The organism is Streptomyces sp. NPDC004732, assembly GCF_040609235.1.
Taxonomy (GTDB): domain Bacteria; phylum Actinomycetota; class Actinomycetes; order Streptomycetales; family Streptomycetaceae; genus Streptomyces.
Window position 1 is genome coordinate 91,384 of record NZ_JBEXJR010000020.1, and the last position, 12,826, is coordinate 104,209.

At 72.0% G+C, this 12,826-nt stretch carries 8 protein-coding genes; 5 read left to right on the plus strand and 3 right to left on the minus strand.

Annotated features, from left to right (window positions below):
* The first annotated feature begins 34 nt into the window (after positions 1-34).
* The 5 genes from ABZV77_RS39055 (at position 35) to ABZV77_RS39075 (ending at position 9,891) form a co-directional block, all read left to right on the plus strand.
* A complete protein-coding gene (locus ABZV77_RS39055) occupies positions 35-3,727 on the plus strand; it encodes a bifunctional glycosyltransferase family 2 protein/CDP-glycerol:glycerophosphate glycerophosphotransferase (RefSeq protein ID WP_356267506.1) in 3,693 nt (1,230 codons plus the stop codon).
* A 23-nt stretch (positions 3,728-3,750) separates the two neighbouring features.
* Positions 3,751-6,015, plus strand: a complete 2,265-nt coding sequence (locus tag ABZV77_RS39060; protein WP_356267579.1) for a CDP-glycerol glycerophosphotransferase family protein — start codon at positions 3,751-3,753, stop codon at positions 6,013-6,015.
* Positions 6,012-7,688 (plus strand): glycosyltransferase family 2 protein, encoded by a 1,677-nt coding sequence (locus tag ABZV77_RS39065; RefSeq protein ID WP_356267508.1) that lies wholly within the window; start codon positions 6,012-6,014, stop codon positions 7,686-7,688. Before ABZV77_RS39060 ends, ABZV77_RS39065 begins: the two co-directional genes overlap by 4 nt.
* 160 nt (positions 7,689-7,848) lie before the next feature.
* Entirely contained in the window at positions 7,849-9,252 is a 1,404-nt protein-coding gene (locus ABZV77_RS39070) for a YncE family protein (RefSeq protein WP_356267510.1), read from the plus strand.
* A 108-nt stretch (positions 9,253-9,360) separates the two neighbouring features.
* Positions 9,361-9,891, plus strand: a complete 531-nt coding sequence (locus tag ABZV77_RS39075) for a UTRA domain-containing protein (RefSeq protein ID WP_356267581.1) — start codon at positions 9,361-9,363, stop codon at positions 9,889-9,891.
* 45 nt (positions 9,892-9,936) lie between these two features.
* On the opposite strand, the gene ABZV77_RS39080 is transcribed toward ABZV77_RS39075, so the two are convergent.
* The 3 genes from ABZV77_RS39080 to ABZV77_RS39090 are packed head-to-tail and all read right to left on the minus strand — an operon-like array spanning position 9,937 to position 12,696.
* Entirely contained in the window at positions 9,937-11,451 is a 1,515-nt protein-coding gene (locus ABZV77_RS39080) for a hypothetical protein (protein ID WP_356267511.1), read from the minus strand.
* Positions 11,435-11,962, minus strand: a complete 528-nt coding sequence (locus tag ABZV77_RS39085) for a GtrA family protein (RefSeq protein WP_356267513.1) — start codon at positions 11,960-11,962, stop codon at positions 11,435-11,437. Before ABZV77_RS39085 ends, ABZV77_RS39080 begins: the two co-directional genes overlap by 17 nt.
* Positions 11,959-12,696, minus strand: coding sequence for a polyprenol monophosphomannose synthase (locus ABZV77_RS39090; protein ID WP_356267583.1), 738 nt, complete (start codon positions 12,694-12,696; stop codon positions 11,959-11,961). Before ABZV77_RS39090 ends, ABZV77_RS39085 begins: the two co-directional genes overlap by 4 nt.
* Positions 12,697-12,826 lie beyond the last annotated feature (130 nt).

Below are 12,826 nucleotides of genomic sequence, written 5' to 3' on the forward strand. Positions count from 1 at the left end.
ACTATGGGAGCGTTTAGCAACAGAAGGAGTGCGCGTGCAGCCACGGCTGAGTGTTGTCGTCCCCGTCTACAACGTCGAGCTCTACCTCGACGAGTGCCTGGAGTCCCTGGCCGCCCAGACGTTCCAGGACTTCGAAGTGATCATGGTCGACGACGGGTCGACGGACGGCAGCGCGGCCATCGCCGAGGCCTTCGCGGCGGCCGACCCGCGGTTCCGCCTGATATCCCAGGAGAACAAGGGCCTGGGCGCGGCACGCAACACGGGCGTGCGGGAGATGTCCCCGGACAGCGAGTACCTCGCCTTCGTGGACAGCGACGACACCCTCCCGGCCACGGCGTACGCGCTGATGATCGAGACGCTCGACGAGACGGGCTCCGACTTCGCGGCGGGCAACGTGACCCGCTTCCGCTCCGCGGGACACGTCCAGTCGCCCGTGCACCGCGTGCCCTTCGCCGCGACCCGGCTGCGCACCCACGTGTCGAAGTTCCGGCCGCTGCTCACCGACCGCACCGCGTGGAACAAGGTCTACCGCCGCACCTTCTGGGAGCGGCACCGGCTCGCGTACCCGGAAGCCATGCTCTACGAGGACGCGCCCGTCAGCGTCCCCGCGCACTACCTCGCCGACTCCGTGGACGTCCTGAGCGAGCCGATCTACAACTGGCGCGAGCGCGAGATCGGCGAGCGGTCCATCACACAGAACCGCACCAATCCGCAGGGCCTGATCGACCGCGTGAAGTCGATCCGCATGGTGCGCGAGTTCATGCTCGCCCACGTCGGCGACGACCCGATGTACGCCGAGCACCTGAAGGTCTACGACAACAACGCCCTGGCCGAGGAGATCCCCCTCTTCTGGAAGGTGCTCCCCGGCTCGGACGCCGCCTACCAGGAGGCCTTCCTGGAGCACGTGGGCCTCCTGGTCCGCGAGATCGGCCAGGACGCGGTGCGCGCGCTGCACGTGCCGCACAAGCTGAAGCTGTACCTGACCGTGCACCGGCGCATGGACGAGCTGATCGGCCAGCTGGAGTTCGAGAAGGAGCACCCCGGCTCGATCCCCGTCGCCGGGGCGCTGCACCCCAAGGCCGACTACCCCTTCCTCGACCCGGCCGCCCCCGTCCCGGACGCCGTCCTCCGCCTCGACCAGGAGCTGCGGCTGCGCAGCCGTCTCGACGAGGCCGCCTGGCACGACGACAAGCTGTGGCTGTCCGGCTGGGCGTTCGCCCGCCAGATCGGCGCCGAGTCGCGGACCAAGGCGCTGAAGTCGCTGATCCTCAAGGAGAAGGGCAGCCGCCGCACGGTCCTGGTGCCCGCGCGCAGCCACCTCGATCCCGAGGCGACGGTGGCCTCCGGCGCCGAGTTCCGGCACGCCGACTGGGCGGGCTTCGGCGCGCTGGTGAACCCCTCGCGGCTGCGGCACCGCGGCAAGTGGGTGGACGGCCTCTGGTACGTGCGGATCGCCGTGGCGGGCACGGGCTCGACGCCGCGGCGCGGGCCGCTGCACGGCGCGGGCACGGGGTCGGGGCAGACGCCGCCCGCGCACTGGGTCACCGAGGACGTCCGGGTGGCCCCGCAGATCCAGGACGGCGAGCTGGCCATCCGCGTGGAGACGGCGCACGCGCGCGCCCTCGAGGTCCGCGCCGACGGCCCCCGCCTCCTCGTCCGCGGCATCCTGCGCACCGCCCCCGAGGGCACGCCCCGGCTGCGCATGCGCCACCGCGAGTCCGGCACGATCCTCACCGTCCCGCTGGACCTCGACGCCCCGCACGAGGGCCGCGTCCCGTTCACGGCACACGTGGACACGACGGCCCTGACGGACGTCCGCGAGAACCACGAGCGCCTACGCCCGACCCAGGCCGAGCGCTCGATCGCCCGCTGGGACATGTCGGTGGAGATCATCGACGCGGCCGCTCCCGCCACGGACGACCACCAGGCCGCTCCCACTGTGGGCAGTCGTGCCGCAGGGCGGCACGGGTGGGCACAGCCCACGGTGCCGGGCACGGAAACCGAGGCTCCAGTCAAGACGACCCGTCTTGCCCTGATTCTGGACGACCGGGAGGGCTACTCAGGCGCCCAGTTCGCGCAGGCGGACACCAGCAGAACCGTCTACGCCCGGCGCAGCCCGGGAGGCTACCTCCAGCTCTGCGACCAGCCCGTCCAGCCCCTGGTGAACCACGTCTCCGCGGCCCCCGACGGCACCGTCACCCTCACCGGCAGCTACCCCGCGCCCGGCACCCACGACCTGGAGCTCGTGCTCCGCCAGACCTGGTCGGGCCACGAGTACACGTTCCCTGCGAAGGCCGCCGACGGCCGGTTCGAAGCGAGCTTCGTGCCCGCCCCCACCCACCGCTACGCCGGGGCGACCCCGCTCCGCGCCGGTTTCTGGTGGCCCTCCGTACAGAAGCCGGACGGCTCCCGCACCGCCGTCCAGCTCGCCCCGCCCGTCCACGCCGACCTCCCCCTGGAGGTGGCGGCGCACGGCAAGCGCGTCGAGCTGCAGGCCCGCCAGTACGACCAGCTCGCGCTGATGGCCCACTCCGAGCTGCGCCCCGACGAGCGCAGCCGCCACCGCCAGACCCGGCTGCGCACCGAGGCCTACCCGGCCGCCCGCCACGAGCCGCTGCGCGAGGCCGTCCTGTACGACGTCTTCGGCGGCCGCATGTACGGCGACTCGCCGCGCGCCATCCACGAGGAGATGGTCCGCCGCGCCCTGCCGGTCGACCACCTGTGGGTCGTCAAGGACGGCCAGTGCGAGGTCCCGGCCACCGCGAAGGCGGTCCGCGTGCACAGCCCCGAGTACTACGAGGCGATGGCCCGCTCCCGCTACATCGTCGGCAACACGCACTTCCCGCGCTGGCTGGAGCGGCGCGAGGGCCAGCAGATCGTCCAGACCTGGCACGGCACCCCGCTCAAGCGCATCGGCTTCGACTTCGACAACGACCACTTCGCGAGCACCCAGTACCTCCAGGACCTGGACCGCGAGCGCCACCAGTGGACGATGCTGCTCTCCCCGAACAAGTTCAGCACCCCGATCATGCGAAGCGCCTTCCGGTTCGGCGGCGACGTGGACGGCGAGCTCCTGGAGGCGGGCTACCCCCGCAACGACGTGCTGCTCGCCCCCGACCGCGCCAAGCGCGCCGAGAAGGTGCGCCGCGCCCTCGGCCTGCCCGAGGGCAAGAAGGTCGTCCTGTACGCGCCGACGTGGCGCGAGGACAAGCAGCGCCACCGCGGCGGCTTCCTGCTCGACCTGCGCATCGACCTGGCGAAGGCGCGCGCGGAGCTGGGCGAGGACCACGTGCTGCTCGTCCGGCCGCACGCGCACATCGTGGAGCCGGTGCCGGGCGCGGGCGACGGCTTCGTGTGGGACGTGGCGGGCTACCCGGACATCATGGACCTGCTCCTGATCGCCGACGTCCTCGTCACCGACTACTCCTCGGTGATGTTCGACTTCGCCGTGACGGGCCGTCCGATGCTGTTCTTCACGTACGACCTGGAGCATTACCGCGACCGCCTGCGCGGCTTCTACTTCGACTTCGAGAAGCGCGCGCCGGGGCCGCTGGTGCCCACCTCCGACGGGCTGATCGCCGCGCTCAAGGACATCGACGCGACGAGCGCGTCGTACACCGAGGCGTACGACGCGTTCCGCGCCGAGTTCTGCGACCTGGACGACGGCGGGGCCGCGGGCCGGGTCGTCGACCGGATGCTCGCCCACCGAGGGACGGCCACCGCATGAGCACACGGAAGGGGGGCACCGCCATGCCCGAGCAAGGCGAGAGCGCAGGGCCCGAGCGGGACGGGAGCGCCGGACCCGAGCTGAGCGTCGTCGTCCACGGGCGGAATGTCCAGGGGCACCTCGGCGCCTGTCTGGACGCCCTCGCCGCGCAGGCGTCGCCCGGCGTCGAGGTGATCGTCGCCGCGGTCGGCGCGTCCGCGCAGGCCGCCGCCGCGGACCGGACCGGCGTCACCGTCGTCCCGCTGCCCGACGGCACGGGCGACGGCGCGGCCCGCGCCGCGGGCGCCGAGCGGGCGGGCGGCCGGTGGCTGCACTTCGTGCCGAGCAAGGACGGCGTGCCGACGGGGGCGCCGCGCGCGGTCGCCGACCGGACGGCCGACCTGGACGGCGGGGACGGGGACAGGGTCGACATCCTGGTCGTCGACCACCTCCGCTCGACGTGGCGGCACCAGGGCATGCCGAGCCCCGACGGGAAGCACCTCGCCAAGCAGGGCCGCCGCGCCCTGCCGCTCGCGGACTGCCCGAACCTCCTGAAGGTCACGCCGCTGCTCGGCAACCGCGTGCTGCGCGCCGACTTCTGGCGGGCGCACCTCGCCGAACTCGCCGTCGATGACGAGACGTTCGCCGCGTACGCCGCGCTGCTCCTCGCCGACCGCGTCGCAACGCTCGACCAAGTCGCCCTGAACGTAAGGGAGTTGCGCGTCGAGAGCATCCCGAAGGGAGACCCCGAGGAGCGGTACGAGGTCATCGGCCGCTACGAGTCGCTCCTGGGCCTCGCCGCCGACCGCGGCCTGCCCACGGCGCCGCGCGCCGCGCTCTACGACGTGATGGTCGGCGACTGCCTGCGCATCGTCGCCCGCGAGCAGCTGCCGGACCCGGTCCGCAGGGAGTTCTTCCACCGCGCGTCGAAGGCCGCCGTCGCCTGGCGCCCCGAGGGCCACCAGCACCCCGGCGGCCTGGAGGGTGTGCGGCGCCGCCTCCTCGAAGAGGACGCGTACACGAAGTACCGCACGTTCCAGACGGCGAACCAGCAGCGGCGCAAGCTGCGGTCCGCGGTCGTCGCGCGCAAGCACAAGGTGGGCGTGAAGGTCCGCGACCTGCGCTACCGCAGGGCCCTGGAGCGCCCGGTCGACCCGCACCTCGCGGTGTTCACGGCCTACTGGGACCGGGGCGTGGCCTGCAACCCGGCGGCGATCGCGGCGAAGCTCGCCGAACTCGCCCCGCACATCCACCCGGTGTGGGTCGTCTCGGCCGCGAACGTACCGCTGCTGCCGCCCGGCACCGACCACGTCGTGCCCGGCACGCGCCGCTACTGGGAGGTCATGGCGCGCGCCAAGTACCTGGTGAACAACGCCAACTTCCCCAACGCGATCGTGAAGCGCCCGGACTCGGTCCACCTCCAGACGCACCACGGCACACCGCTGAAGCGCATGGGCCTGGACCAGCTGGACTACCCGGCCGCCGCCAAGGGCCTCAACTTCCACGACCTCCTTGCCCGCGTCGACCGCTGGGACTACAGCGTCTCCGCGAACGGCCACTCCACGGAGATGTGGGAGCGCGCCTACCCCTCGCACTACACGTCCCTGGACTACGGCTACCCGCGCAACGACGTCTACTACGGCGCGACGGCCGCCGACGTCCGCGCGATCCGCGAGAAGCTCGGCATCGCGCCGGGCAAGCGGGCGATCCTGTACGCGCCCACCCACCGCGACTACGAGGCGGCCTGGACCCCGCGCCTGGACCTCGCGACCCTCGCCGAACAGCTCGGCGAGGACACGGTCCTCCTGGTCCGCGGCCACTACTTCTACGGCGGCGCGGCATCCCCGCTGGCCGGGCTCCGCAAGAGCGGCCGGGTCATCGACGTGTCGTCGTACGACCCCGTGGAGGAGCTGGCGCTCGCCGCCGACGCACTGATCACGGACTACTCCTCGATCATGTTCGACTACGCCAACCTCGACCGCCCGATCGTCATCTACGCCGACGACTGGGAGACGTACGCGACGACGCGCGGCGTCTACTTCGACCTGATGGCAGAGGCGCCGGGCAAGGTGGCGCGCACGCAGGAGGAGCTGACGGCGCTGTTCACCTCGGACGCATGGCGCGACGAGTCCGCTGCCAAGGCACGCCGCGCCTTCCGCCACCGCTTCTGCGAGTACGACGACGGGCGGGCGGCCGAGCGGGTCGTGCGCCGCGTCTTCCTCGGCGAGAGCGAGGACTCCCTGCCGCCCGTCACCCCGGTCGACGAGCGCACTCCGGCACCGACGCCCGAGGAGGCGACCCAGCGATGACCACCACTCCCGATGTCACCGTGACGGTCATCGTCTACAACGACGCGGAACGCCTGCCGCGCGCGGTCGCGTCCCTGCGCCGCCAGACGCACGCGAACATCGAGATCGTCATCAGCGACGACCACTCGACGGACAACACGCCCGAGGTGGCACGGCAGTTGGCGGCCGAGGACGACCGCGTCACGTACCTGCGCCTGCCGGAGAACAGCGGCGGCTGCAGCGCACCGCGCAACCGGTCCCTGGACATCGCGCGCGCCCCGTACGTGATGTTCCTGGACAGCGACGACGAACTCCCGGAGCGGGCGGTGGAGTTGCTCCTCGCCGCGCACCGCGAACGGGATGTCGACTTCGTGATGGGAGCGGTGGAGCGGGTCCGCGTCGACACGGGCCGCACCTCCACCTGGATGCCGCACCTGGTGGCGGAGCGCCGCACGGTGGACGGCATCGCGGCGGAACCCGCCCTGTTCTTCGAGCACCTGTCGACGAGCAAGATGTACAAGAAGTCCTTCCTGGACCGGAACGACCTGCGCTTCCCCGAGGGCATCCACTACGAGGACCAGCTGTTCTCGGCGCAGGCGTACTGCCTGGCGAAGTCCTTCACGGTGCTCCCCGACCCCGTCTACCGCTGGTACATCGCCCCCTACGAGGCGGCGGAGTCCGCGTCGATCTCCAACCAGCGCCACAAGCTGACGAACGTACGCGACCGCATCCACGTCCAGGGCCTCATAGACGAGTTCCTGGTGTCGAGCGGCCACACGGACGTCCGGGAGGCCAAGGACTACAAGTTCCTCAAGCACGACTTCCGGATGTACGCGGGTGACCTGCCGTTCCGCGACGAGGAGTGGCTGACGGGCTTCGCGGACATCGTGAACCCGTACCTGGCTGAGCTCGCCCCCGGCGCGTACGCGCGCCTGCCCCGGGCCGAACGCGTCGTGCTCCGCCTGGTCCAGGACGGCCGCCTCGCCGAGGCCCAACTGGCGGCCCGCGGCCTCGGCCACGGGGTGGCGCCGCGCGAAACGACGATGGACTCCGCGGGCCGCGTCTACTGGGGCCCGTACGTCCCCGACTCCCCCGCCTCCCGCACGGAACTCGACCTGACCGACCTGGGTCTGGACTCCCGCCCGTTCCCGAGCGCGCAGTTCCGCCACGAGATCACGAGCGTGGAACGGGGCCAAGGCGCCTCGGTCGTCCTCTCCGTCCGCACGTACGACCCCGGCCTGCGCCTCCCGGTGGGCCCCCAGGTGGCAACCCTCCTGATCGCCCCCGGCCGCCGCCGCATGAAGGCGCCCTTCCGCCTCGACCCGGTCCGCCCCGGCGTCTTCGAGGGCACGGTCCGCCTGGACCTGGCAGCGGCCCCGCTCCCCCTCAACGGCTTCGCAGGCACCCGCCACCCGGTCCTCCAGCTCACGCAGGGCGCACTCCGCAACACGTCCCTGTTGTTGGCCCCCCTGACCTTCCCCACGCTCAGGGCCCGCGTCGACTACCGCGGCGGCGCACTCCCCCACGAGGTCACGGTGGAACCGGAGGGCCGCGCCTCGGGCCGCCTCCAGCTCCGCTGGACCCCGGTGGGCGTGACGTCCCGCGTCATACGGCCACTGGCCCGCAAGGCGGGCGCGAAGGCGGGGTCCCGGGTCCGCAGGGCGGCGCGGCTGGCCGGGGCGCTGGCCCGCTGAGGCCGCTTCCCACGGGGTGGCCGTCCGGCGTCAAGTCGTAGGACGGCCACCCTTATCGCCGTATTCGGACAACGGTGGGGATTCGGCCCCTGAGGGGTGGGAGTGGCGGGAAGATGCCGGTGACGTGACGTCACAGGGCGTCACCGAAGGGGGAAGTCCCATGACCCATGCACTCTCCAGACCCTCCGCCTGGGGAAACCGACTGGTTTCCGTCACCGCGGGCACCGCGCTGGCCCTGGCGGGCCTGGTGGCACTCCCCGCGCCCGCGCAGGCGGCCGCCGGTCCTTCGGCCTACGTGGCCAACTTCCACGGTGACACGGTCTCAGTGGTCGACACGAGCACGAAGACCGTCACCGACACCATCACGGTCGGGAACAGCCCCGTGGGAGTGGCGATCGCGCCCGCCAAGGAGCGGGCCTACGTCACGAACTTCGACGAGGCCACGGTCTCGGTGATCGACACGGCCACCGACGCGGTCACGGCGACCATCCCGGTCGGCAGCAACCCCCTGAACGTGGCCGTGACCCCGTCGGGATCCCGCGCGTACGTGGCGAACAGCGGCGGGACGACGGTCTCGGTCATCGACACGGCGACGAACACGGTGACGGCGACGATCCCGGTGGGGGAGTCCCCGAACGGCGTGGCGATCACCTCCTCGGGAGCCTCCGCCTACGTCACGAACAACAACGACAACTCGGTCTCGGTACTGGACACCGCGACGAACACCGTCACGGCGACGGTCCCGGTGGGCGCCGCCCCGGCCGGAGTGGCGGTCAGCCCCTCCGGAGCCTCGGCCTACGTCACGAACAACAACGGCAACTCGGTCTCGGTACTGAACACCGCGACGAACACGGTCACCGACACCATCCCTGTCGGGGGCGCCCCGAACAGCGTCACGTTCGCCCCGTCGGGCAGCCGGGCGTACGTCGCGGACCGCGGCAGCGGCGACGTGAAGGTGATCGACACGGCGACCCGTACGGTGACGGCGACCGTCCCGGTCGGCGACGGCCCGGTCAGGGTCGAGGCGGACCCGTCCGGTACGGCGGTCTACGCGGCCAACCTCGCGGACGACACGGTCTCGGTGATCGCCCCCGGAACGGACACGGTCACCGACACGATCGGCGGCTTCACGGGCCCGTACGGCATGGCCTTCACCGCAACGCCACCCGCCGCGCAGGCGGACATAGCCGTCAACCTGACGGCCAAGCCGTACCTGAGCATCCTGGTCCCGTACCTCACCTACACCCTGACGGCCCACAACACGGGCCCCGCGACAGCCACTTCAACAACCCTCACGGCCAAGCTCCCGCCGGGCGCGAGGGCCACGAACCTGTCCCCCGGATGCACGGCATCGGGCACGACGGTGACGTGCACGTACGCCCCCATCCCGGCGAACGCATCCACACCCAAAACCTTCCGGGTCCCCCTGCACCTGCTGACCCTGGGCCCGGTCAAGGTAACGGCTGAACGCACAGCCTCAACCCCCACCGACCCCACCCCCACGAACGACAAGGCATCGGCAACCTGCACAGCAGTCTCCATCCTCCTGGCCACCTGCCCCTGACCCGCCCCCACTCCGCAGCAACCACCCCGCATGCTTCGCTTACCGTGCAATGCGGCAAGGCCCCCGCCACCGGCCACACAGGAGGACACCGTGAGCGGCAGCGACAGCATGTGGGTCAGCACATCGATGCCGTACCTGAAGCCCCGGGCGAAAGGGCAACCCGACGCCTGGGGCGAAGAGGCAGCCGCCCGCGGAGGCGCGGGCACCCAACGCATCGCCCACGCAGGCGAGATCCCCGCCCCTGACGACGTCGCGGCCCTCCTCCGCATCACCCCCGGAGACCCCGTCGTCGTACGCCGCCGCATCATCGAACTCGACGGCGCACCCTGCGAGTTGACGGACACGTACTACCCCGCCCCCATCGCCCGCGGCACCCCTCTCGCCGAGACGGGCAAGATCCGCGGCGGCGCCGTCACACTCCTCGCCGGACTCGGCCACATCGGCGTACGCGTCCGAGAGGACGTGACCGCCCGCATGCCCGACGCCGACGAACGCACGGCCCTCCGCCTGGGCCCGGCCGAGCCGGTCCTGCATCTGCACCGGGTGACGTTCGACGCCGAAGACCGCCCCATCCAGGCCGACCTGATGGTCATGCCCGCCCACCGCCAGCAGCTCCGTTACGAGATCGACGTCGGATGACAGGCTGACGACGGGACGGACCCCGCCGCCAGAGCGGCAAACCCCTCAGCCCCGCACCTCATAAAGAACCTGCCCCTTGGGCCCCGTACCCGCCCGCCGCAACGCAGAGTCATCGGCCCGCAGCCCCCCGTCCCCCGGATACTCCACGACCCACCGCACCCCGTACCGCCGCAGGATGTCCAGCCGTTCCACCCGCGGCGTCCCCGGCGCGAAATAGTCGCGCACCGCGGCGACCCGCTCCGCCTGGTCCGGCAGGAAGAAGTCCGGGTAGCCGGGGGCCACCGTGTAGGGGCCGTACGCCGGGATCTGGCGGGACGGGAACGTCTTCGCCATCACCACGTCGCCGTACTCCACCTCCTGGGCCAGCCAGTTGTAACCCGGCCACGGAGGCTTGTACTTGGCGGCGACCCGCGCCGGCAGCGCATCGCGCGGCACCGCGTAGCCGAGCGTGCCCGCCTGCGTCCACGCGCCGACGAGCAGCGCCGCGCCCAGCAGGCCCGCGAACGCGCGGCGCACCCCCGCACGGCCCGCCTCGAAAACCTCGAGGGCCGCCGCAAGCTGAGCCGGGATCAGGGCCGCGGGCAGCACCCTGCCCCACGAGTAGTGGCCGGTCAGGCCGCCCGCCGCGAACATCGCCGCGCCGAGGAGGAAGAAGAGGACCAGCGGGTCCCGGCGGTCCCTGCGCCAGCGCAGCGCCAGGGCCACCACGCCCAGCAGGGCCAGGCCGAAGTGCGGGAGCAGGTGCCGGTAGAGCGAGCGGTGGATCTGCTCCAGGCTCCCCGCTCCGAGGAGGTCGAAGAAGGAGTAGTAGGGCCAGACCGCCAGCACGGCGAGGCCAAGTACCAGCCCTCCGCCCAGCCGTACCAGCACCGCCCGCGACGGCCACGGTCGCGCCCCGAGCACCATCGCGAGGCCGCCGCACGACGCGACGACCCCCGTGAACTGGTGGCTGAGGAGGATGACCGACCAGAGCAGGCCCAGGCCCAGGCCCGACCAGATACCCCACCACGTTCCGCTCCCCCGCAACGCCTTCCGCAGCAGCGCCCAGAAGTGGAAGGAGAGCCCGAGCGCGAACGTACTCGGGTAAGAGATCGTCAGGGCGAGCGAGTTGAGGCCGAGGAAGCCGCTCCACTTGAACAGCGCCGGGCCCCAGAGCAGGAGCAGGCAGAGCAGCGCAAGGGGCGGCGCGGCCCGCCTCGCGCTGAAGGTGCGGACGAAGTGGACGACACCCGTCGCCAGCAGGCCGAGGCCCACCAGCGCGGCCACCCGCAGCACCACGAACGTGCCGAGCCCGGTCGCCTTCGCCAGGCAGCCGAGCAGCAGCATCCACGGGGAGTAGTACGGGCTCGGGGTGTCCGCGTCGACCAGCGGGTTGCCCGGGTCGGCGAGATGGTGGCGCAGGCGCTCGATCGTCGCCGCGTGGATGCCGAGGTCGCCCGCCCAGGGCAGGCGGACGATCACGAGGAGGAGCAGGACGAGGAGGAGCAGGGCGATCACGAGGACGAGGGCCGCCGCCGTCCGGGCGGACCGGCGTATGACGGGTTTAGTGGCGACGCGCATCGTGCTGGAAGACCCACGTCCGGTAGACCAGGAAACGGAACGCCGAGGCGAGGACGATCGAGAGGGCCTTGGCGATGTTCGAGCCGAGCGGGCCGCTCATGCCCGCGCCGTGGTACGCCCCGTAGAACAGGAGACTCTCCATCGCCACGCCGATCCCGCTGAAGGCGAAGAAGAGCGCGATCTGCCGCTTCGTACGGGAGGCGCGGTCCCGGTATGCGAAGAAGCGGAAGCCCAGGTAGTTCGTGCCCATGGCGACACAGCTGGCCAGCACCGTCGCCGTCATCGGGCCCGAGGAGGCGCCGTGCAGCAGGAGGTTGAAGACGACGAGGTTCACGGCCACGCCGCTGCCGCCGACGACGCCGAACTTCACGACCTCCAGGAACAGCCTGCGCAGCCGGGCGAGGGTGAGTCGGCCCCCGGGCGGCGCGGGTGCGGCGGGAGGAGCAGGGGGAGTGGGGGGAACAGCGGCCGGAGTTGCCGACCGCGGCTCGTGCAGGGTGGGCGTACTCATCCACGTACCCCCGCACCGCGCCCGCGCCCCCGCGCTCTCCCGTCCAGCCGCAGCTTCCACGGCATGACGACGGACTCCAGCTGCACCATCAGGTTCATCTTCGACTCGCCGACCGTGCGGTCCTCGAAGTGGATCGGCACCTCCATGACGCCGAAGCCGCGGCGCAGCGCGCGGTACTTCATCTCGACCTGGAAGCTGTAGCCCGCGCTGTCCACGGAGGCGAGGTCGATCGCGCGCAGCGCGTCGGCGCGCCACAGGTTGAAGCCGCCGGTGATGTCGCGGACGCGGGTGCCGAGGATGGTGCCCGCGTAGGCGTTGGCCCAGCGGGAGAGCAGTTTGCGGTGGGCGCCCCACGCGTCGGAGAGCGTGCCGCCCTGGACGTACCGGCTGCCGATGACGACGCCCGCGTCCGTGGCGAGGGCGACGCCGAGCAGCTCGGCGGCCTTCGCCACGGGGTGGCTGCCGTCGGCGTCCATCTGCAGGACGTAGTGCGCGCCCTCGGCGACGGCCTGCGCCATGCCCGCCGCGTAGGCGCGGCCGAGGCCGTCCTTCTCGGTGCGGTGCAGGACGCTCATGCGGGCGCTGCCGTACCGCTCGGCGAAGCGTTCGGCGATCTGTCCGGTGCCGTCGGGGCTGGAGTCGTCGACGACGAGGAGGCGCAGGCCGGGCAGGGGGAGCGCCATGAGGGCCTCGGCCATGCCGGGCAGGCTGCCCGCTTCGTTGTACGTGGGCATGACGACGGTCAGCGGGGTCGCGGCCCACGCCTCGGGCAGCCGGGCGGCGAGACTCTCGGCGAGGTCGTTCTGGGAGCTCTGCGAGCTCTGCGAGCTCTGGGGGAAGTTCACGGTTACTGCTCACAGCCCT

Coding starts and splice junctions, on each gene's coding strand:
- ABZV77_RS39080 (WP_356267511.1), bottom strand. CDS start 11,451: ATGCGCGTCGCCACTAAACCCGTCATACGCCGGTCCGCCCGGACGGCG.
- ABZV77_RS39090 (WP_356267583.1), bottom strand. CDS start 12,696: ATGCCCACGTACAACGAAGCGGGCAGCCTGCCCGGCATGGCCGAGGCC.
- ABZV77_RS39060 (WP_356267579.1), top strand. CDS start 3,751: ATGCCCGAGCAAGGCGAGAGCGCAGGGCCCGAGCGGGACGGGAGCGCC.
- ABZV77_RS39085 (WP_356267513.1), bottom strand. CDS start 11,962: ATGAGTACGCCCACCCTGCACGAGCCGCGGTCGGCAACTCCGGCCGCT.
- ABZV77_RS39075 (WP_356267581.1), top strand. CDS start 9,361: ATGTGGGTCAGCACATCGATGCCGTACCTGAAGCCCCGGGCGAAAGGG.
- ABZV77_RS39065 (WP_356267508.1), top strand. CDS start 6,012: ATGACCACCACTCCCGATGTCACCGTGACGGTCATCGTCTACAACGAC.
- ABZV77_RS39070 (WP_356267510.1), top strand. CDS start 7,849: ATGACCCATGCACTCTCCAGACCCTCCGCCTGGGGAAACCGACTGGTT.